The sequence below is a fragment of the Helicobacter sp. MIT 00-7814 genome, from assembly GCF_003364115.1.
Taxonomy (GTDB): Bacteria; Campylobacterota; Campylobacteria; order Campylobacterales; family Helicobacteraceae; genus Helicobacter_F.
The window spans coordinates 94,018-115,236 of sequence record NZ_NXLL01000002.1 but is presented as its reverse complement, the minus strand read 5'-3'; the positions used below and the strand labels follow the sequence as shown (position 1 = coordinate 115,236).

Genomic DNA, 21,219 nt, shown 5'->3' with positions numbered 1-21,219 from the left:
ACAAATTGAGAATTAAAAAATGGCGATGAGTGATTTTATACCTTGCAATCTCTAAGCATGGACGCGCAAAAAGGGAAATAAAAATAGAATCTACAAGGCAGATTCTATTTTAGTGATGATTTCTTTTGCGCCATTTGGGGAAATTGTGGATTGCAGAGTTTGGGAAATTTGAGAAATTTTTGGCGCTAAGTTTTGCAAAAATGCCAAAACCTTTGCAGAATCTAGCTTATCTTCAGTGCAGATTTCCGCAAGCCCCTTTTTTTGGAACTCAAGGGCGTTGAAATACTGATGATTTTTGTGTGCATAAGGATAGGGGACAAAAAAGCAGGGCAAGCCATTTGCGCAGGTTTCCCACACGCTTGAAGCCCCTGAGCGCGAAATGCAAACATCGCTTTGCGCCATAAGCTCGACAAGATTTGGGTTGTAGCTAAAGGCATTCACACGCTCTAAAATCCCCTGCTTTGCGTAAGATTCTCTGACGCGCTCAAAGTCGTTTTTGCCACATTGATGAGAAATTTTTATCCCGTGCTCCAAAAGTTTTGGCGCAAGCTCTAAGGCGAGATTGTTTATCGCGCGCGCACCTTGCGAGCCTCCAAGGAATAGCACGGAATCTATTTTCTCCCTTACGCGCGCTTTGGAAAAAAACTCTTTGCGTATCGGATAGGCGCACTGCACGAAATTGCGCGCTTTGAAAAAGCCTGCGTCACTTTGAGGGAATGAGCTAAAAACTGCCTTTGCAAAGGGAGAAAGAATCTTATTCAAACTCCCGCTCGCCGCGTTTTGTTCGTGGATAAAAAGCGGAATCCTGCAAACTAGCGCGCCAATGCTCGCACCCGCTGCGCTAAATCCGCCAACGCTAATAACTGCGCGCACATTGTGTTTCTTAAAAATCTTGCGCGCTTGCTTTGCGGCGTTTGCGATTTTTAAAAGCGCGCCAAGTTTGGCTAAGCCTCTTTTATTCACCACGCCGGTGCTTTCCAAAAAATAGGTTTTTACAAAAAGCGCCTCGCTTGCGTTACTTGTGTTACTTGTGTCGCCCGCGTTGTTTGCGCTATTTGCCTTGTCTGCACTATCTGCGCTAGATTCCCCAAACCAAAGCTTGTCCTGCCCCAAAGTCGAGCCAATATACACGCAAGGAATATTGCGCGCTTTTAACTCTATGGCAAGTGCCTTTGCGATGGCTAAATGCCCGCCTGTGCCACCACCTGTGATAACAAACATTAGTGCTTGTGCTCGCTGTGGTCGTGTGCTTTATCATGTGCGCTATGTGCGTCGTGGTTATGCGTGTCATGCGCGCCATGCTCACTATGTTCGTGATTTGCGCCGTGTGTGCTGTGGTCGTGTGCCTTGTCATCGCTAAGCTCACAGCATTCAGGCATTTGCGTTGTGATAGGCTTGCCTAGCGCTTTCCACGCGCCAAAGCCCCCCACAAGGCGATAAAGCTCTGTGTATCCTAAATGTTGCGCCCAAAGTATGGCGGTATGCGCGCTCCCAGCGGGCGCAAAGATAGAATCTCCCTCGTCATAAAACACGATTTTTGCGCCCTTATTCGCGCCCAAAAACTCTACAAACTGCTTCATATCGCCATTTTGAGAATCCTCTTTCCAATTCCACTCACTGCCATCTTCATTTAAGCTTAGCGACTTGCTAAAGCCAAAATGTTTCGCATTTGGGATAAGTCCGAGGTTGTAAATCCCGCGTGGCAAAGTAGCGATAATCACAAAATCATTAAGCCCTGAAGCGAGACTTTCAGAATCAATAAGCTTGTAGTTGTTGTTATCCGCGCGCTGCTTGAGCGCGATTGCCTCCTCCATTGATTCTAATTGTGCTTGTGATTGCGCTCCTAATTGCGATTCTGCCGGCGCGCCATTTAACGCGCTGTTTTGCGCGCTAGATTCTGCATTTTTTTGAGAATCTAGCATTTGCAAATACGCCAAATGCAAAGCGACAAATTTATTATTAGAATCTATTTTTGGCGCCTTATTAGAAAGTGCAAAAAACGCTGTCCCACCGATAAATACACCCATCACAAGCACCACACTTATAATTCTTTTTAGCTTGCTTTCTTTAAACTTCTGCCAAAGCACATACGCCACGCCCACCGCACACACAAAAACTAATGTGGCATAGCCGGCAAGTTTTGCGTAGGATTTGATCGTGCTTTGCGCGCCATCAAGTTCTTTTGAAGTGAAAGCGTGGATAATGTTTTCCACCTCAAAGCCCGAGCCAAAAAGCTTGCCAATATACCAGCCAAGGATTGTCAAAATCACCACCCAAATACCCGCGCCAAGGCTTGTGTAAAAGCTAAATTTCGCAAGATTCATTCTTGCGAGTCCTGCTGGAAGCGAGATATATTGCCTAACGCCCATAATAAGCCGCCCAATAAAGGTGCTTACCTCGCCATGCTTTTTGAAGTAATTTTCCATTTTTTGCATTGTGGATTCTGTAAAGAAAAAATATTTACCAAAGCGGATAAGAAAATCCCTGCCAAACTTTATCGCCAAGTAGTAATTAAATAGCGCGCCTGCAAGTGAGCCCGCAATACCTGCAATCACCGCAATCACTGCATTCATCTCGCCTTTATACGCCAAATAGCCCGCAGGTATCATCACCACTTCTGAAGGGAAAGGCACAAAGCTAGATTCCAAAAACATCATCGCAAATATCCCAAGATACCCCGCTGCACTGACAAAATTCACAATAAAATCAACAATTTGCCCAAACATTGCAATCCTTTTTGTAGTTTGTTTAGAAAAATAAAGCCGCTATTATAAATGCTTTTGTTATAATTTAGCTTTAAATTTGCAACTACATTAAGGGTAAATATTTTATGAAAGAATTATTTGAAGGTGCGATTAGATTCCAAGAGGAGGATTTCCTCACGCACCAAGAGCTTTATGAAAGTTTGAAAAAATCTCAAAATCCCCATACGCTATTTATTAGCTGTGCGGATTCTCGTGTGGTGCCAAATCTCATCACAAGTTCTGATCCGGGCGATTTGTTTGTGGTGCGCAATGTGGGGAATATTATCCCACCTTACACAGAATCTAATCTTATGCGTAAGGGCTATCTTGCGACTACTTCAGCGATTGAGTATGCTTTGACGATTTTAGAAGTGCAAAATGTCATCATTTGCGGGCATAGTAATTGTGGCGCGTGCGCGGCGATTTATGAGCCACCACAAAAGCTTGAAAACGCGCCTTATGTCAAAAAGTGGATTGAGCTTTTAGAACCAGTCAAGCAAAAGGTGCTTGCGCTAAAGCCTTCTAGCAAATCAAAGCGTGTGTGGCTGACTGAGCAAATCAATGTCGAGCAGCAGCTTGAAAATCTGCTTACTTATCCTTTTGTGGAGGAACGCTTTGATAGAGGCGAGCTAAATGTATATGGTTGGTATTATATTATCGAAACAGGGGAGATTCTTAACTATAATATGATTAAGCGCGAGTTTAAACCAATCGTGCATAAAGAGAGCAAGAAAAAATAAAATTAAGGGGGTATTTGTATGCAAATGATTCTAATGAGCGGACCTTGCGTTATTGAAAGTTATGAGAATCTAAGCTCCACAGCAAAGGCATTGCAGCCAATCGCGCAAAATGAAAAAATCGACTTTTATTTCAAAGCAAGCTTTGATAAGGCAAATCGCACGAGTTTAGATTCTTACCGCGGACCGGGTTTGGAGAAGGGTTTGGAGCTTTTGGCAGAAATTAAAAAAGAATTTGGCTATAAAATCATTACGGATATCCATGAAAGTTGCCAAGCAGAAGCGATCGCAAAGGTGGCTGATGTGATACAGATTCCGGCGTTTTTGTGCCGACAGACGGATTTAGTAGTCAAAGTTGCAGAAACTGATAAAATCGTCAATATTAAAAAAGGGCAATTTATGAATCCCGCTGATATGCGCTATGTCGTGCTAAAGGCGATAAAAACGCGCGGTGGGAATGAAGCCACTTATGAAGAAAGCAAAAAATATGGTATCTGGCTTACCGAGCGAGGCAATAGCTTTGGGTATGGGAATCTTGTCGTTGATATGCGCTCTCTTGTGATTATGCGCGCGTTTGCGCCGGTGATTTTTGATGCGACACATAGCGTGCAAATGCCTGGAATGGCTGGTGGCAAAAGTGGCGGAGATAGCTCATTTGTCCCATATCTTGCGCGCGCAGCGGCAAGTGTGGGTGTAGATGGATTTTTTGCCGAAACACATTTAGATCCAAAATCTGCCCTAAGTGATGGGGCAAATATGGTCCCAACGGCTAAACTTTTTGGCTTGGTAGATGATTTATTGCGCTTGCAAGAGCTTTTACCAACGCTTAATTCCACACAAAATGCGTAAAAATTAATTTCACTAAAAAGGAGCAAAAAAATGAACATTATCGAAGGGAAATTACAACTACGAGGCGATGAGAAAATCGCAATCATCGCTTCTCGCTTTAATCACCTCATCACGGACAAGCTTATCGAGGGCGCGAAAGACTGCTTTTTGCGCCATGGGGGGAATGAGGAATTGCTAGATTTAATCCTTGTGCCCGGCGCGTATGAAGTGCCTTTTGCATTGCAAAAAGTGCTTTCACAAGGCGATTATGATGGAATCTGCTGTCTTGGTGCGATTATCCGAGGCTCTACGCCACATTTTGACTATGTCGCGGCGGAGGCGACAAAAGGCATTGCCAACACCACGCTAAAATACGGCGCGGCGGTGACTTTTGGCGTGCTTACTACTGATACTATCGAGCAAGCCATTGAGCGCGCAGGCACAAAAGCCGGTAACAAGGGCTTTGAAAGTATGAGCTCGCTTATTGAGCTTGTGAATTTGTATCAGAATCTAGGAGTGTAGTTTGGCGACACGCACGCAGGCGCGCAACGCGGTTATTGGCATTTTGTATGCGTATGATTTAGGAAATGAAGATGCGCTCAAAAATGCCAAAGAAATTTTAGAAGAAAAGAGAATCCGCCACAAACAGCAGGAATTCGCGCTGTGCCTAACTTTGGGCGTGGTGGAGCAAAAAGATGCGCTTGATAGCCTTATAAGTGCGCATTTGAAGGAATGGGATATTGAGCGACTGGGAAACATTGAGCGCGCGATTTTGCGACTTGGCGCGTATGAGATGTGCTACCAAAAAACTGATGTTCCGATTGTCATAAATGAGGCAATCGAGCTTAGCAAGGCATATGGCGATGATAACGCGCCAAAGCTCATTAATGGCGTGCTAGATTCTCTACAAAAAGCGCTCAAAGATAAAGATTTGCAAGAATATTTAAACGAAATAAAAGCCACGCAAAGTGCTTTGAAACAAGCCAGGCTAAATGCGTCGCAAGCGCGCATAGAATCCACGCAAAATTCTAAGCATAAAAAACAAGATTCTAAGCCACAAAAAAGAATCCATAATTCAAATCAATCAAAGAACACAACCCCTAAGCGCACACAGAGTCCAAAGCCTTACAAAAGCTTTAAGCGTGCAGAATCCACAAAACCTAAAAATCCCTAAACATAAAATTTTAAGGAGAAGTTATGCCAAAACTTTGCATCGCGCTAGATTTAGATTCTAAAGATGAGACTTTATCGCTGGTGCGCGATGTGAGGCGCTTTGACAAGGAATTGTGGCTAAAAATTGGCTTGAAAGCGTATTTGCGCGATGGGGCGAGCCTTTTAGAAGAAATCCGCGCTTTGGGGGATTTCAAGCTTTTTTTGGATTTGAAACTTTATGATATTCCAAATACGATGCTTGATGCGGTGTGTGAAATCGCAAAACTGCAGGTAAATATGCTCACAATCCACGCAAGCAGTGGTATCGAGGCGATGAAGCTTTTAAGCGCTCAATCGCGCGCGCAGGATAATTTCCCGCTGATTTTGGCAGTGAGTGCGCTCACAAGCTTTGATACGCAAGGCTTTGAGCTTGTTTATAACGCACCGCTTGCAAACCACGCGCGCAAAATGGCAATGCTCGCAGATTCTAGCGGGATTGATGGCGTGGTGTGCTCATGCTTTGAAGTGAGCGAGATTAAGGCTTACACAAATCCGAATTTTCTCACGCTCACACCCGGAATCCGCCCTTTTAATGAATCTAGCAACGATCAAAAACGCGTGGCAGATTTAGAGATGGCAAAGCGCGTGGGGAGTGATTTTATCGTCGTTGGACGCCCGATTTATCGTGCAAAAGAGCCTTTGGGCGTGGTAGAAAAAATCTTAGAAAATCTCTCATAATTTAAGCCATATGCGTTTATTTGTCTGCTAAAATATCTATCAAGTGCTTGATATTTAGATTTGGCATTTTTGTGGCGATATACAAGGTTTAGATAAATGCCAAGTCGTAGTTCAAAGCCCATGCTTTAAGGCTCACCAGCATGATGATTTAAACATGAAGCTATTTTGCAGTTTTTGCGACAAAAAATTAAGCTAAAATCTAATTAAAGGTTTAGATTCTGCTTAGATAAACAAAGCCTGCAAAACAGCTTTATATCGATGATGTATAGCGGTTTATCAACTTTTAAGGGGTGGTCATGAAAAACATGGGAATGCGACGCAAAATGTCGCTAATCACGCTTATCGCACTAGTGATAAGCTCGGTAATCATCGCAGTAATAAGTTACAACATAAGCAAACAAGGCATCATCGATAATATGACGCACTCAAGGCAGGAAAGTATCAAAGCTGGTATGCTGTTTATAGATGAGTTTTTCTCACCTAAGCACAAAAGTATGAAAGCTCTAGCGCAAAGCATCTCAGAAAAAGGCAATATATCTCGAGAATACACCACTAAACTTTTGCAAGATGTGTTACCGGTGATAGAATTTAGCGAGATTTTTATCGGGTTTGAATCTGATGGTTCTCTTATCAAAATAAGCGAAAGCAGAAACAATCCATACGCATATTTTGACTCTGCCACCAATAAATTTGACGCGCGCACACGCATATGGTATCAAGAGGCAAAAAGCAAGGGCAAATCTGGCTATTCTGAGCCGTATATGAATGTAGATGATGAGCTGGTTATGTCTGTGTATGCGCCTGTGTTTATAGATGATAAACTGGTCGCAGTCGTGGGCGGGAATGTGTTTTTGAGCGATTTGCAGATAGAATTTGATAGACTACGCGGAAGCGAATCGACTAATATTTTCCTAACAGATGACAGCGACAATGTCATATCGCATTCCAATCCTGATCTGATAAACACCGATGATCCGGGCGTGGCTAGCGTGATAAATCTTTTTCGCAATGAGCTAAAAAGTCTAAACACGCTAAGACCTACGGGTGTTATATTATATGAGTTTCAAGGCAGTCGTGTAGGCGTGTGTATCAAAGACAGCAAGGATTGGATGCTTTGCTCTTCTAGCCTTTTTTCTGATTATGATGACGCATTACGCACAACTCTTTATCAGCAAATCATCTCTTCAATTGTGATGATAATCGTGGTTATGGCGATAGTGAATTTTGTATTGTGGTATTATCTGAAAAACCTCCCTATCATACAAAATGGCTTGCATAATTTCTTCGCGTTTATCAACCATAAAAGTAGCGATTGCGATAATATACAAGTCAAATGCGATGGTGAGTTTGCCAAAATCGTCCAAGATATAAATGAAAATGTAGTGCATACCAAAGAATCTGTAAGGCGCGATGAAGAGGCGGTGGAGCAAACTATAGAAGCTGCCAAAGAGATAGAAGCGGGCAATTTTGGCGCGCGTATCTCTTGTAATCCGGGCAATCCGCAACTAAACGAGCTAAAAAATGTGCTAAATAATATGCTAGAGATTCTCGAGCAAAAAATCGGGCGCGATATGAATGACATAAATCGCGTGTTTGACTCGTATAAATCGTTAGATTTTACTAGCAAAATAGAAGACGCTAAAGGAAATGTAGAAATCACAGCAAATATGCTTGGCAAGGAAATTTGCGGAATGCTCGTAGCATCTAGCAACTTTGCCAAAGATCTAGCCAGCCAAAGCGAGCAACTAGCAGAATCTATGAATAAACTTATCTCTTGCTCGCAAACTCAAGCCTCATCGCTTGAGCAATCCGCTTCTGCAATAGAAGAGATAAGCGCATCTATGCAGCAAGTAAGCAATCAAACAACCGAGGCTACAAGGCAAGCAGATGATATACAAAATATCGTCGGAATTATCAAAGATATTGCCGATCAGACAAACTTGCTAGCGCTCAATGCCGCTATCGAAGCAGCGCGCGCAGGCGAGCATGGCAGGGGCTTTGCAGTCGTGGCAGATGAAGTGAGAAAGCTCGCAGAGCGCACACAAAAATCACTAGGCGAAATCGAAGCAAATGTAAATCTGCTAGTCCAAAGCATGAGCGAAATGGCACAATCCATACAAGAGCAAACAAGTGGCGTAAGTCAGATAAATGAGGCTATCACGCAGCTAGAATCCATCACACACGAAAATGTCGAGGTAGCACACGCCACCAACAACATCACAACTAAGGTAAATGCCATCGCTGAAGATATCCTAAGCGATGTAAATAAAAAGAAGTTTTAGCCTAGCGATAAATAATTTTTTAGTTTTATTTGGCAGGCTTGTCAGCAAAGCAATCTCCTAAAACACTAAAATATAAATTTGGTGTTTTGAGATTCTGCTTTGTGCTTTCTTTCCCCAAGCTTCAAGGTGCGCGTTAGAATCCGCCTGCCAAATAGCCATTAAAAAACGAGTAAAGCTATTTTAAACTTTATTACCAAAAAGAGCTATGCCCTTTTCAAGCTCGGCAAAATTGCCTTTAATCTCCTTAGAAATAGCCTTTATATTTTCAGAATTGCTTAAGTTTGTATCAGAAAAATGCACGATTTTTGAGACATCATCACAAACATTTTCCACGAGATTCTTAGCATCGTGGCTATTGGTGATGATGGTTTTAATGCTTTCAAAATTAAGATCAAAAATGTGCTTGAAAGTATTTAGCTTTTGCTCGGCATTTTGATTTTGCGCGATAAGCTCGCTCATCGTTTCTTTATTAGAATCAAGGGCTTGCGTGCTTTGATTTACCTCGCCGGTGATGCTTTTTACATTAGCATTGATTTCATCAAGTGAGTTTTGCGTAGATTCTGCAAGCTTGCGTATCTCATCTGCCACGACTGCAAAACCCCTGCCATGCTCGCCTGCACGCGCTGCTTCGATAGCGGCATTGAGCGCTAGCAAATTGGTTTGATCTGCGATGTTTGCCACGGTTTGCACCATATTTGTAATGGCATTTGTGCTATTTTGCAAGCTTTCAAAATGCTGAAGTAGATTTTCATTATGGTTGAAAAGCTCTTGGATTAGATTTTGTATCGAAGTCAAAAAATCTTGTATTTCTACGGTGATTTCTGACATTTGCCCTTGTCTTTCTTTGGTTTTGTCGATTTCCCCGATGAAATTATCCAAAAACTCATTCACTCTTTTTGTCTCTTGATAAGTTGCGTCAATCTTTTTTTGCATATCTTGGCTGCAAGTATCCAAAGAATTTGAGATAGATTCTAGGCTGTTGATATTTTTTTCGCTATTTTTGGCTGAAGCGATGATAAGCTCAATCACGCGCTTTATGCTGTTTTTGAAATTATCAACAAGCTTGAGTATGCTACCATTTTCCTTGCCCCATGTAGTATTGACATTTAGCTTAGAATCCAAATTCATATGACTTAGCTCTTTTTCCACTGTTTTGGTGAGATTCACACCCCATTTTTTCTCATCTACATCATGTAAAACTAGGGCAAAAACCAAAACCAGCTGTATGACTTGAGAGGTGATTTCCTCTGTGAAAAGAAAAGCATTGACAAGCAAAAGCACTATACCTATGATATGCACCAAACGCATACGAAAATACAAAAAATGAAACATTATTCTACTCCCTTACTTTGTGTTGTTGTGTTGTTTAAAATTAAAAAAGTTGGGATTATAGCTGTGCTTCTTTAATCTTTTGTAAAGGTTTTACTGGATAAATTTGGGTAAATCTGAATAATTTTTGCGTGCCGTTAGAGAAAGTTCTGCGCTAAATTTGGCTTTTAAAGAAGTCGCCCAAAAAGCCCAAAGCGACCTGTTGTGCCTTCACGCCGATAAGAGAAAAAAGATTTATCACAGCAACTACAGCCTTGCATAAATTCACTCTCCCCAACGCCTAGCTCGTGAAATTCAGATTCTAGCATTGCTTGTAAGTTAAGATAAGCTTTGCCCTCGCGCGTGGTGAGAAAAACCCTCGCGTTTTGTGTATATTTAGAATCTCTAGCCATCTGCGCCACATGTGAAGCAATCTCACTCCCCACCTCATAGCAGCACTCCCTAATGCCAACGCCCACAAACGCATACACATCGCGTGCGTGCGTGCCAAAGCGCTGATACATAGATTCTAGCGCATGCGTGCAGATTTTGCCAAAAACTCCCGCGCGCCCAGCGTGAATGAGCGAGAGGGCATTATTGCGCTTATCATACAAAAGCACAGGGTTGCAGTCCGCCACAAGCACGAGCAGTGCGCAATCCTTTCTATTTGTAAGCAAAAAATCGCCCTCGCCCAAATTTACAATCCCGCTTATCGCACTTGAAACGCACACGCCTTGCGTGCTGTGAATCTGCGTGAGATAAGCAAGAGATTTTGCAATCTTGCTACTTGGTTGCAATGCATAAAAGGCGCTAAGTGCGATTTGTAGATTCTGCTCCACAAGGTGCTTTTCATCGCCCACATGGAAGCCGAGATTCAGACTTTCAAAAGGCTTTTTACTCACGCCACCAAAGCGATTGCTAAGTGCAAACGAAACACCACCCGCAGAAGTTTTAATAGATTTTTCAAAAGCAAACACATTATTCCTTAAGAAAAAATTTTAAAAAGTATTATGCAGCCTTAAATTACAAAAACGCCACAAAGCCCTACAGTCCTTAAAGAATCTAACTCTGAAAAATTCTAGCCTTGTATTCTTTTAAGGAATTTCTAAAGCCCTTTTCCTTCCGCATGACAAATATAAAATACACAATAAGAGCTACAAAGACAATGCCAGAGGCGATTTCATAGATTCTTGCAAAGCCTACGATTGGCTCTAGCGTCCCTAAAAAATAAGGGCTTAAACCCAAACCAGAATCTAGCGCGATAAAATAAGTCGAAGTCGCAAGCCCCATTTTGTGCTTTGGCGCGAGCTTTACAGCGAGTGATTGCAACGCTGAACAGGCATTCCCATAACCCAGCGCGCACAGCATGGCAGAGAGAAAGATCATTGCGGAATTGCTCGCATACGCCAAAATCACAAGGCAAGCAATGAAAAACAAAATCGAAGGGATAACCACAAAATCCGCGCCTAATTTATCAAATATTTTCCCAGCTATAGGGCGAGAAAAAAGCGCGATACCAGCATAGATTCCAAAAAATAATGAGCCAGCGGAAGCTAAATTTAGGCTATTTGAATACACGCTAATAAACGCCAAAATAACGCCATACGCGCCACCTATGAGAAAAACGACAGCCGCTACGCCAATGCAATTTTTTTCTATATAGCTGTAAATGCTAAATTTTGAAGTTGTGGAATTTTGCGCTGTGCCTCTTTTTGCGCGCACTTTGAAAATGCTTGCGGCAATGATTGCAGCCACAATGCAACCAAGCGCGCAGGTAAAACTTACAAAAAATGCGCCTTTTGAATCTAGCTTGATAGCGATAAATGGACCGATGGCTGAAGCTAAAATCGCGCTTAAGGCGTAGTAGCCTATGCCAACTCCTAATTTATTGCTAGGGATAAGGCGTGCTATTGCCGCGCCACAGACGCATGAGCACGCGCCAAGAAAGACGCCCGAGACAAAGCGCAAAATAATCAAAACCAACGCTGTGTGGGCAAAAAAGTATAAGATATTTACCAAAAGCATACATGGCAGGATAATTAAAAGAGCTTTTTTAAGGTTGATATTATCAACTATTGAGCCAAAATAAATCCTTGAAAAAAGCGCACCAACAACAAATACACAAGTAACAAGTCCCGCGATACTTGTTTTTTCTCCTAACACATTCAAAGTGTAATCAGAACAGCTAATTGTGCTAAGATAAAACATTGTATAGAGAAAAAAATTCACCAAAAATATACAGATAAAATCGCGGTTAAAAATGTGATATTTTCTTTGTAAGCTCATTGTAAATCCTTTGAGTCAAAATTTTGGTTGATTTTATCAATTATTTGCACTAAAAATTCTCGCTCTTTGGATTCTAAATTATGCAGTATCTTAGCCTCATAATCCCTAATACAAAAATTTACATCATAATAAATCTCCTTGCCTTTTGAGCTTAGGGCGATAATTTTCTCCCTTTTATCTTGGGAATCTAAAAACTCTATAAAACCGAGTTTATGAAGCTTTGAAACTGCCCTTGTAAGGATTGCTTTATCCACACCATAAAATTCACAAATTGGCACAAGCGCGCTACTTTTTGCTTGACTAAGGTATAAAAAAACGCGCCAATCGCTTAGATTGAGACCAAAGGGCTTTAGAAGTTTATTGACATTAAAAACTATCTTGCGATGCAAAGAAGCTATTTTTTGAAAAAACATATTTTGTCCTTTTTGGTAAGTTATTTTTTATTAATTGATATTATCAACCTTTTATGCAAAAGTATAACAAAAATTTTGCGAAAAACTTGATAAACCTTAGAGAATCTTAAAGAAATTTTGCAACCAACCAAAATGCCACGCCAAAAAAATTATCTAAGATTCTAAAATTTATTTCAATTTGTGACTCTAGATTCTCAAAAAGTGTGTAAAAATGTCAAAAAGATTCCAAAAATACGCCAAAAGTAAATGTATTCTAAACAAAATTATATTGCTTTAAGAAAACTCACACTACAATCTTTCTCATATTAGAGCCAACTCTAATAAAACAACACAAATAAGGAGGGTTTTTTGAGTTCATACAACAATCAGCGTTCATCGGCGTTATCAAAGATTTTCGTTCTCTTGATTGTTGTCATACTTGTAAGTGGTGCATATACCTTCTACAACGCCAAAGGCTTTTCATATCTTAGCAATGACCCAGCAGCGTGTAATAATTGTCACATTATGAATGATGTGTATGATGATTATCTCGCTGGACCTCACTCGCAGAAAATCGCGGGGAAAGAAAGGGCGACTTGTGGCGACTGCCATTTGCCACATAGTTTTATTTCTAAGTGGATTGCAAAGGCTGAAAGTGGTGTAGGACACGCGTATGCTTTTACTTTCAAGCTTGATTCATTGCCTGTAAATCTCAGCGCAAATGACAAAAGCAAGAGAATAGTCCAAGATAATTGTATAAACTGCCACATAGACTATGCGGGGAATGCAGTCAATCCCACAACACACGCAGATGGAAAAGCGCAAAGTCTAAGCTGTGTATCTTGCCACGCAGGCGTAGGACATAAGCGTGGATTCTAAGATGACACAAACCACAAACTAAGGAGAAAAAATGCAAAAGAAAAGTAGTTTAATGCCCGTTCTTATCGTGCTAGCTATTGTTATAGTAGTTGGTATTTTTTGGCTCAACAATAGCATCAGTGATAACAAATCAATCACGACTACCGCAAGTAAAGAGTTAGTCGAGCTCACTGATGACAATCCGACTTTTGATTATTGGGGGAAAAACTACCCAGAATACCGCGATATGTATTTGAAAGTGGAGACAGAAGCACCAAAATATACAAATTATGGTGGGAATCTCGCTTACTCTAAGCTTATCCGCTAACCACAGCTTACCGTGCTTTGGGCGGGCTATCCATTTAGCTTAGATGCAAATGAAGAGAGGGGACACTTTTGGATCCAAGTCGATCAAATGGATACAGCAAGGAATAACAAAGACTTCCTAAACGCGCATGGTTTTGCGAAGTTTGGCGGACAACCTGCGGCTTGTATGAACTGCCACAGCGGTTGGACACCATGGCTTTACAAAAACGCAGCTAAAGGCGATTGGGTGCGCTTTAACTCTACGAAATACTGGACTATGATTAAAAATGTGCCAGCAGTAAATGGTATCGAGCCAAATTCTGAAGCACATAGAGGGCCACATGGCGGAACTAGAATGGGTGTAACCTGCGCTGACTGCCATAATCCTGACGGTATGGGACTTAGAATCACACGCCCAGCGCTTATCAATGCGCTTGTAGATTTTAGAGGTTATGAAAGAGATGATTATCAAGGTGTAAAAGCTGACAGAAAAGAGATGAGAACTCTTGTATGTGCGCAATGCCATGTGGAATACTATTTCCGCCCTACAGGCTCTAAAGTCAAAGTTGCAGGTGAAAGCATCGCAAAAGATCCAACCAAAAAATGGTGGAATGGCGAGCAAAAAACTTATGATGAGTTTGACTTGTGGAGAGATGGCAACCAGCCTACAGAAATCGAAGTTGATGGTATCGAGCTAGTGTTCCCATGGAGTGCATGGAAAAAAGGTGAATCTTTTAGAATAGAAATGTTTGATGATCACTATGATGCAGCACGCGAGAAAGGCATTTTTGCATCAGATTGGCAACATAAAATTACAAAAGCACCTATGCTTAAAATCCAGCATCCAGAAACTGAACTCTTTAGCGGTGGTGTGCATGCGCAAAATGGCGTAAGCTGTGCGGATTGCCATATGCCTTACACAAGAGGAGCAGGCGGTAAGAAAGTTACACAACATAACATTACTTCGCCTTTGCAAGACATTAACGCAGCGTGCAAAACTTGCCACTCACAACCAGAAGAGTATATCAAAGCACAAATTGCTGATATCCAACGCTCTGTGGCTTATGACTTAAGAAGTGCAGAATATGCGACAGTGAGCCTTATCCAAGATATCGGTAGATTGAGAACTGAGCTAGGCAAACTAAGCGCATACCAAACTGATGGCAAGCCAGATGATGCAAAAATCTCTAAAGCATTAGCAGAGCCACTAGAATTGCACCGCAGAGGACAAATGAGAGGTGACTTCGTAGGAGCGGAAAACTCTACAGGATTCCACAATCCACGCGAAGCAAGCAGAATGCTTCTCCAAGCGGTAGAAATGGCTAGAATGGGACAAACTAAGCTTGTAGAAATTGCAAATGCAAATGGCATCAAAGGCTTTACAACTTCAAATGTTGGCTTTGAAGAGATTCAAAAACTCAATCCGGGTGAAATCACTTACAAAGTCGATATGAACGGACATAAAGCAGGCGATCGCTACTATGAGCATCACAATGTCAATGGTCCAGCGCCAAAAGAATTGCTCGATCTAGATGCGAATACAAAACCTTATAACTACAAAAAAGTAGATAAGGTAACTTCTCATCTTACAACTTACAAGGATTAATCCTTTAGGTTTAAATCCTAAGCCCGCGTTTTCTCAACGCAGGGCTAGGATTCTTATTTTCCAAACTCACTTCTTTTTTTAAACCTATTTCAACCTCATTTTATTTTTTACACCCCTAATTTTAAATGCTATAATTTCCCAAAAACTCGGAGTTTGCAATGATTTTTAACGCTTTGAAAGAAAATCTTAGTGATCGCACGATTTTGCCCCGCCGTTATGGAATCTTGCCCGGACGCACCTTTCTTTTTGGCGCACCAAAATCAGGCAAAACCTCGCTCGCCCTGCAATTTGCACTCTCTTACAAAAAGCCTATGTATTTGGATTTGGACGATGTGCGGCTAGATTCTACGCAATTGCAAACCTACTTACTTAAAATGTTTTTGGAAAAAAAGCTCGATGTCCTTGTGCTTGATAATTTTAAGCCAACGCTCACTCTGCCAAACTTGCAAAATATTATCCTGCTGGGCGCGCGCGAGAATGCACCTAGTGATTTCACGCCAAAATGCATTATGCCACTTTGCTTTGAAGAGTTTGTGAGCTTTAGCGCGAAAAATTTTTCGCTAAAAAACCTCTTTGCCTTTTTTCTTAAAGATGGCAATATGCCCGAAATGCTAGAAACCCCGCATTACAAAAAAGAGCAGCGCCGAAGGGAAGTTCTCAAGCTTTATTTTGGTGCGGATTTAGAGATTTTTCTTTTTTTACTTCATTTTCAAGCTCAAGCTGTGAGTATTCATAGAATCTACACTGCGCTTAAAAAGCAGACAAAAATTTCAAAAGATAGAATCTATGCTTTGCTAAAAAAATGGGAGGAAAATGGCGTGCTGTTTTTTGTCCCGCATAGCCTTGAGCACACAAATGAGCCTATGCAAAAACTTGCTAAAAAGCTCTATTTTGCGGACTTTAGCCTTAGCTGGGTTGTGAAATTTGAAAACAATATTCCCGCGCAGTTTGAAAATATGCTGTTTTTAGAGCTTGTGAAAATGCGCGAGCTTGGCGGGGGCGCGATTAGCTACGAGGAAGGCATGCTTGTGTATAAGGACTGCGCGTATTTGCCTATCCCCTTTGCTACGCGCGAGCTTTGCGAAAAGCGCTTGCAAAAATGCACGCAAAATACCGCCTATATTATCACGCTTAGTTTTGAAGACAGCGGGGAATTCCAGCACAATGCACGCGGGAGAAAAGAGTATATAGAATCCACGCATAAAGATTCTCAAAAAATAGATCCCCAAAAAACACACGCAGATTCTCAAAAAATTTCTTGGCGTGCAATCAATTTTATCGACTTTGCGCTTGGCGAGCTGGCGTTTTAAGGCTTTAGTTTTACCTCACCTGCGCGAATTTGATTTATTGTCATCACATTATATGCAGTTTGTCGCAAAAGTTTTAAAACAATTAAAAATATTTTAGAGGTTTAAAATAATCTCTAAAAGCACGCAGGCGCTTATTTTCACACTTTTTGGCTCGAGTAATTCTGCATTTGGCTTGTATTCCAAAAGCTGTTTTTTGAAATGCTCAAAGCGCGCGCCACTCGCCATTCCACGCATCATATAAAGCATCATATCAAATGCGGATTTTGCCTCCTTTGTCTCCGTAGCAGAATCCATATCCCTAGCAGATTCTAGCACCTCGCTAAATGCGCCACTCTCAAAGTGCTTCCTTGCCATCGCCAAAACCTCACGCATATCCCACACCTTCGTGCGCTCAAAATTGCACAAACTCATATAAGATTCCACAAGAAAGAACAAAACTTCCTGCCAGCGCACCTTTGGCTCTTTGTGAAAATTTGCAAGTTGAAGTAATTTATCACAAAATGGCGTTTGCGAGGTGATTTTTGAAAAAAGCCCGGTGCTTGCCATTTGCGCGCCAAACTTTGCTGAAAGCGTCGTGGCTTCATAGCTTTTGTTAAGCTCTTGACTGAGAATCTGCCTTAAAAGCGTGTGGATTTTTGCCTCTAAAGCTTCATCAATACTTTTGGGCGCAAAGCAATAGCACTGCCCCACAAACTTCCCAAACGCGCGCATAGTCTCCAAATAGCCCAAAGTGATATTTTGCGCAATTGCATTTTTTGAAAAATCAAGCATACTGCCTAAATACATCGAAGGGCGAATGTGCGTCACCAGCGGATTTGTGTCGTATTTGCTTTCAAAATCCCAATTAAGCGAAACCGCCACAACCTCCTGCGCGCCCATTTTGTAAGCCAAATCAATAGGCACATTATCATAATAGCCCCCATCAATGAAACTTTTACCCTCAAACTCAAAAATCGGAAACGCCGGGAAGCACGATGCAGAGGCGAGCACCCACGAAGAGAGCGTGTCTTTAGTCATCATATTTTTTCGCACTTCATAGGGCGTGAGGCTTGGGATTTCAAGCGTTACAAGCCCAAAATCTAGCTTTGAAGATTCTATTCTTTCCCAATTTAAATAACTATTCAAAATCCCTTGCAGCGGGGAAGTATCCATGCCTTTATTTTGCGCGTAGGATTTGAGAAATGGTAGAATCTTTTGCGTGTTTGCAAAATAATAATCCATATCTTGCGTGAAATTAAGCCCATGCGAGATGACTTTTTCAACGCTGATTTTCTCCCACAGCTCGCACAAAAGCGCAAAGTCATTCTGCACGATAAGCGCGCCATTAAGCGCACCAATACTCGTGCCAACGACCAAATCAAAGCTATGTCCTAACTCCACAAGCGCCCTATACGCGCCCACTTGATACGCTCCTTTAGAGCCTCCACCGCCTAGCACCAACGCTTTTTTCGCCATCATTACCCTTTTAAATAGAAAATCTTAAAATTTTAAGGCGATTATAACAAATCTTGCGCGAGAGAATCCCGCAAACAAATCAACCAGAAAAGCTAAAATTTGTTATAATTTAGGATTTTAAACTAACTTTTTTAAGGATAAAATTATGGCATACACGATTATTGAGGTAGAAAGACAAACAGGCATCGCATCAAGGACTTTGCGCTTTTGGGCGAGCAAGGGGCTATTCCCAGCGTTGCAAAAAGATTCTAATAATATCCGCTATTTTAGTAAAAAAGATGTCGAGTGGGCGTGCTGGATAAACTGCTTCCGCGAAATGGGTATGAGCATAGATGAGCTGCGTCAATATATCGAGCTAGCCGAGCTTGGCGATGAGACTATTATGGAGCGTCGCGATATGATTGTGCGCCAAAAGCAAAATGTGCTAGAGGAGATTTCGCGCCTGCATACGATACTTGGGGTAATTGATAGGAAAATCGCGTATTATGATGAAATGCACTCGATACAAATGCTCGGAAACAATGAAAGCGAGGCGTTGCAAGGTCCTGTGCTTACTGCAAGTGAAGAGTATGAAACGCTCTACAAAGTGGCAAAACCTCGCTCATTTAGGAAATATAACGAGCGCCTTCATGCACATATAGCAAACTAAAGAATCCTAAAATCAACCCTTACGCATTGCATTCTGCGTAGTGTTTTGCGTAAGTTTCTTGCATTAATGTTTCTAGCTCTTCATACCATTGTGGATTTTCAAAATTTGGCACAAAAGATTCTAGCGCGACAAGCCTTGCCTTGTTTGTCTTTGAGGAAATAGGCGCGGTGTCATACATCTTGCGCGTGTTGATGAGCAAAATTGGCTGGATTTTGAGCTTAAGCTTTTCTGCTAGCACTTTTGCCCCGGGCTTAAAAGGAAGCAGTTTTTCTTTACCCTTCCCGCGTGTGCCTTCAGGGAATATCACAATCGGGCGCCCTTGCGCGAGCTTCTCCTTAGCCGCTTTTAGCAAAAACACAATCCCGCTTTTATCCTCTCTATTGATTAAAATCATCTCAGGCAAAGTCAGTGCATAGCCATAGAGCGGGATTTCACCTAGCTGTTTTTTAGCCACCCAGCAAATATTGCTCGGATGAAAACCTTCCAAAAACATAATATCGCTCACGCTTTGATGATTAAGCACAATAAGCTGTGCGCTTGTATCAAACTCCCCTATGCGCTCGATATGAAAGCCATTAACCTTGAAAAAAAAGCGACATTGCAAGCGCGCTTTGCGCCCATTTTGCTTTGTCCTTGTGAAATAAATCTGCAAAATGATGATAGGCAAATAAATCGCAATGCTAAGCGTGGCGATTAAACCCCTAATTTTTGACAACATACGCGCTCCTTACCCAGCCTATTTGAGAATCCCCGATTAGCACCTTATAAAACATGACATTTTCACCATCGATATTCACCTTGCGGGAATCTAGCACCTCAACTTGCATATCAGATTCTACAATGCGCACGATTGTGGATTTATTCATCGGTAGAATGCTCACCTGTGCGCCTTTTTTCAGCACGCCTTGGAAGCTACTAAGTGTGAGATTATACACAATCACGCCAATCAAAATCGCCATCGCAAAAAGCGCAAGTTTGCTACGCTTCCAAAGAAAAAGTCCAAAAAATAGCGCGACACCTAAGCCCAAAAAGACAAACTTAAACAGCGCATAGCTTACCTTTGGCTTTAAATCGCTCTGCGTACTAACAGAATCCGCACTCACCACAATCGGAATACTCACACTCTCAAAGCGCGAGGCTTGTAGGTTGAAATATTCAAAATTCAGCTCACGCAGGGACTTTGGCACAACAACATAATAAATCGCACCCACTTTTTCCTCGCCCATGCGCAATTCCTCAAAGCCCTGATTTGGCGCATTTGGGAAGCTCATATCGCGCACATTTGGGCTTTTGACTTGGAATTCAAAAATGACAATATTATTCGCGTCATCATAAATCTTGCTTTTGTGGCGTAGCACCTTGAAATCCTCGCCAAAAATGCCTATATAGCGCGGATTTGTTTTGAGATTGAGCGCTTTTAGCGGGATAGCGCCAACACTTGCAACCTCTTCATAGCTAGAATCCGCACTCAATGCGCGCACGCTTAAAGGCGGAATGCTGGCGTATTCATGCTTAATCTTAAAATAATAAGTTACTTGATAGCGATCCTGCCCGATAGCGCGCCACTGCGCGTTTTTATTGAGAATCTCAATGCGATCTTGAGCTACTTTATCAAAATTTGCGCCTACAAAACTCGCACCCGCATAAAATGTCGCCTCATAGCTTACGCTCACTTCCTGCCCGATATAGAGGCTTTCTTGCGGGGATTGTGTGACTTTGAGATAAACAATTTTTGCGCGCACTTGCTCAGAATCTGCTAAATCCTGCGCGCTCTGTGTTGAAGCTTCCTCTGCTAAAGCTTGCGTTCCTAACGCGCTTCCAAAAACAAGAGCGCAAAGAAAAAATCTCAAAAAACACAAAATAAAATTTTTCATTATGCTTGTGCCCCTGCTTTTTGCGCGAGTTTATTTTGTGCGACTTTGTAGATTGAAGCAAGCATTTGCGCACCATCAGTCCCGCCGAGCAAAGATTCTATCGCGCGCTCAGGGTGTGGCATAAGCCCAAAGACATTTTTTTCCTTATTGCAAATACCGGCTATATCGCTAATTGAGCCATTAGGATTTTCCACATAACGCAAAAGAATCTGCTCGTTTTGCTCTAGCTCTTTTAGCAATATTTCATCAGCAAAATAGCTTCCATCAGCATGCGCGATAGGAAGGCTAATAAGCGCACCTTTCGCGTAATCTTGCAAAAAAGCGTTGTTGGTATTCACCACGCGCAAGGTTTGATTCTGACTGATGAAATGCAAATTATCATTGCGCTTCAAAGCACCAGGCAAAAGTCCAGATTCACAGAGAATCTGAAAGCCATTGCAAATGCCAAGCACAAAACCACCATTTTTTGCAAACGCACTCACCGCGCGCATAATGGGCGAAAAGCGCGCAATCGCCCCGCTACGCAAATAATCCCCATAGCTAAAACCGCCCGGCACAATCACAAGCGCGCAAGAAGAGGGCAACGCCTCCTCTTTATGCCAAATAATCTTGCTTTCAATCCCTAGCCTCGCGTAGGCGTGCTGCATGTCCTTTTCGCAGTTTGTGCCCGGAAATTGTAAAATCGCTACCACAT

18 protein-coding genes and 4 pseudogenes are annotated in these 21,219 nt (G+C 42.0%); 11 read left to right on the top strand and 11 right to left on the bottom strand.

Going from position 1 to position 21,219, the window contains the following annotated elements; translation table 11 throughout:
- Nucleotides 1-90: 90 nt before the first annotated feature.
- The 3 genes and pseudogenes from CQA49_RS01345 to CQA49_RS10405 form a co-directional block, all read right to left on the bottom strand.
- Nucleotides 91-1,221: a UDP-N-acetylglucosamine--N-acetylmuramyl-(pentapeptide) pyrophosphoryl-undecaprenol N-acetylglucosamine transferase gene (locus CQA49_RS01345; RefSeq protein ID WP_115574163.1), complete on the bottom strand. Its 1,131-nt coding sequence runs from the start codon at nucleotides 1,219-1,221 to the stop codon at nucleotides 91-93.
- Nucleotides 1,221-1,784: pseudogene (locus CQA49_RS10410) on the bottom strand (rhodanese-like domain-containing protein); the annotation flags it as partial. The pseudogene CQA49_RS10410 and the gene CQA49_RS01345, both read right to left, overlap by 1 nt.
- A 279-nt stretch (nucleotides 1,785-2,063) precedes the next feature.
- Nucleotides 2,064-2,726, bottom strand: a pseudogene (locus CQA49_RS10405) (DedA family protein); the annotation flags it as partial.
- A 104-nt stretch (nucleotides 2,727-2,830) separates the two neighbouring features.
- Between CQA49_RS10405 and CQA49_RS01335 the strand changes: the two are divergent.
- The 7 genes and pseudogenes from CQA49_RS01335 (at nucleotide 2,831) to CQA49_RS10655 (ending at nucleotide 8,481) form a co-directional block, all read left to right on the top strand.
- Nucleotides 2,831-3,484 (top strand): carbonic anhydrase, encoded by a 654-nt coding sequence (locus CQA49_RS01335; RefSeq protein WP_115574161.1) that lies wholly within the window; start codon nucleotides 2,831-2,833, stop codon nucleotides 3,482-3,484.
- Nucleotides 3,485-3,508: 24 nt separating this feature from the next.
- Nucleotides 3,509-4,330, top strand: coding sequence for a 3-deoxy-8-phosphooctulonate synthase (gene kdsA, locus CQA49_RS01330; RefSeq protein WP_115574177.1), 822 nt, complete (start codon nucleotides 3,509-3,511; stop codon nucleotides 4,328-4,330).
- Nucleotides 4,331-4,360: 30 nt separating this feature from the next.
- Nucleotides 4,361-4,831, top strand: a complete 471-nt coding sequence (ribH, locus tag CQA49_RS01325; RefSeq protein WP_115574160.1) for a 6,7-dimethyl-8-ribityllumazine synthase — start codon at nucleotides 4,361-4,363, stop codon at nucleotides 4,829-4,831.
- 1 nt (nucleotide 4,832) lies between these two features.
- Entirely contained in the window at nucleotides 4,833-5,483 is a 651-nt protein-coding gene (gene nusB / locus CQA49_RS10590) for a transcription antitermination factor NusB (RefSeq protein WP_115574159.1), read from the top strand.
- Nucleotides 5,484-5,506: 23 nt separating this feature from the next.
- The gene (gene pyrF / locus CQA49_RS01315; protein WP_115574158.1) at nucleotides 5,507-6,199 is read left to right on the top strand and encodes an orotidine-5'-phosphate decarboxylase; all 693 of its coding nucleotides are present in this window, start codon (nucleotides 5,507-5,509) and stop codon (nucleotides 6,197-6,199) included.
- 296 nt (nucleotides 6,200-6,495) lie between these two features.
- Nucleotides 6,496-7,305: pseudogene (locus CQA49_RS10660) on the top strand (cache domain-containing protein); the annotation flags it as partial.
- 3 nt (nucleotides 7,306-7,308) lie between these two features.
- Entirely contained in the window at nucleotides 7,309-8,481 is a 1,173-nt protein-coding gene (locus CQA49_RS10655) for a methyl-accepting chemotaxis protein (protein ID WP_408938895.1), read from the top strand.
- Nucleotides 8,482-8,661: 180 nt separating this feature from the next.
- On the opposite strand, the gene CQA49_RS10650 is transcribed toward CQA49_RS10655, so the two are convergent.
- The 4 genes from CQA49_RS10650 to CQA49_RS01290 all read right to left on the bottom strand — a co-directional run bounded on the left by CQA49_RS10650 (nucleotide 8,662) and on the right by CQA49_RS01290 (nucleotide 12,488).
- Nucleotides 8,662-9,309, bottom strand: coding sequence for a methyl-accepting chemotaxis protein (locus CQA49_RS10650; RefSeq protein ID WP_408938894.1), 648 nt, complete (start codon nucleotides 9,307-9,309; stop codon nucleotides 8,662-8,664).
- Nucleotides 9,310-9,977: 668 nt separating this feature from the next.
- Entirely contained in the window at nucleotides 9,978-10,766 is a 789-nt protein-coding gene (locus CQA49_RS01300; RefSeq protein ID WP_115574155.1) for a polyphenol oxidase family protein, read from the bottom strand.
- 85 nt (nucleotides 10,767-10,851) lie between these two features.
- Complete coding sequence (locus CQA49_RS01295; RefSeq protein ID WP_115574154.1) at nucleotides 10,852-12,075, bottom strand: MFS transporter; 1,224 nt, start codon at nucleotides 12,073-12,075, stop codon at nucleotides 10,852-10,854.
- A complete protein-coding gene (locus tag CQA49_RS01290) occupies nucleotides 12,072-12,488 on the bottom strand; it encodes a MarR family winged helix-turn-helix transcriptional regulator (RefSeq protein ID WP_115574153.1) in 417 nt (138 codons plus the stop codon). The genes CQA49_RS01295 and CQA49_RS01290 overlap by 4 nt, the downstream gene beginning before the upstream one ends.
- A gap of 348 nt (nucleotides 12,489-12,836) precedes the next feature.
- Between CQA49_RS01290 and nrfH the strand changes: the two genes are divergently transcribed.
- The 3 genes and pseudogenes from nrfH (at nucleotide 12,837) to CQA49_RS01275 (ending at nucleotide 16,547) form a co-directional block, all read left to right on the top strand.
- On the top strand, nucleotides 12,837-13,346 hold the full coding sequence (nrfH, locus tag CQA49_RS01285) for a cytochrome c nitrite reductase small subunit (RefSeq protein WP_115574152.1): 510 nt from the start codon (nucleotides 12,837-12,839) through the stop codon (nucleotides 13,344-13,346).
- Nucleotides 13,347-13,377: 31 nt separating this feature from the next.
- Nucleotides 13,378-15,237: pseudogene (locus tag CQA49_RS01280) on the top strand (ammonia-forming cytochrome c nitrite reductase subunit c552).
- 158 nt (nucleotides 15,238-15,395) lie between these two features.
- Nucleotides 15,396-16,547: an ATP-binding protein gene (locus tag CQA49_RS01275; protein ID WP_115574151.1), complete on the top strand. Its 1,152-nt coding sequence runs from the start codon at nucleotides 15,396-15,398 to the stop codon at nucleotides 16,545-16,547.
- Nucleotides 16,548-16,640: 93 nt separating this feature from the next.
- Here the strand turns inward: CQA49_RS01275 and CQA49_RS01270 are convergent, their stop codons facing one another.
- Nucleotides 16,641-18,002, bottom strand: a complete 1,362-nt coding sequence (locus CQA49_RS01270; protein ID WP_181882571.1) for a patatin-like phospholipase family protein — start codon at nucleotides 18,000-18,002, stop codon at nucleotides 16,641-16,643.
- Nucleotides 18,003-18,147: 145 nt separating this feature from the next.
- On the opposite strand from CQA49_RS01270, the gene CQA49_RS01265 reads away from it, so the two are divergent.
- Complete coding sequence (locus tag CQA49_RS01265; RefSeq protein WP_115574149.1) at nucleotides 18,148-18,651, top strand: MerR family transcriptional regulator; 504 nt, start codon at nucleotides 18,148-18,150, stop codon at nucleotides 18,649-18,651.
- Nucleotides 18,652-18,670: 19 nt separating this feature from the next.
- Here CQA49_RS01265 and CQA49_RS01260 read toward each other — a convergent pair whose 3' ends face one another.
- The 3 genes from CQA49_RS01260 to purQ are packed head-to-tail and all read right to left on the bottom strand — an operon-like array spanning nucleotide 18,671 to nucleotide 21,217.
- A complete protein-coding gene (locus tag CQA49_RS01260) occupies nucleotides 18,671-19,369 on the bottom strand; it encodes a 1-acylglycerol-3-phosphate O-acyltransferase (RefSeq protein WP_115574148.1) in 699 nt (232 codons plus the stop codon).
- A complete protein-coding gene (locus CQA49_RS01255; protein ID WP_115574147.1) occupies nucleotides 19,353-20,525 on the bottom strand; it encodes an SH3 domain-containing protein in 1,173 nt (390 codons plus the stop codon). Before CQA49_RS01255 ends, CQA49_RS01260 begins: the two co-directional genes overlap by 17 nt.
- The gene (gene purQ, locus CQA49_RS01250) at nucleotides 20,525-21,217 is read right to left on the bottom strand and encodes a phosphoribosylformylglycinamidine synthase subunit PurQ (RefSeq protein ID WP_115574146.1); all 693 of its coding nucleotides are present in this window, start codon (nucleotides 21,215-21,217) and stop codon (nucleotides 20,525-20,527) included. The genes CQA49_RS01255 and purQ overlap by 1 nt, the downstream gene beginning before the upstream one ends.
- Nucleotides 21,218-21,219: the final 2 nt, after the last annotated feature.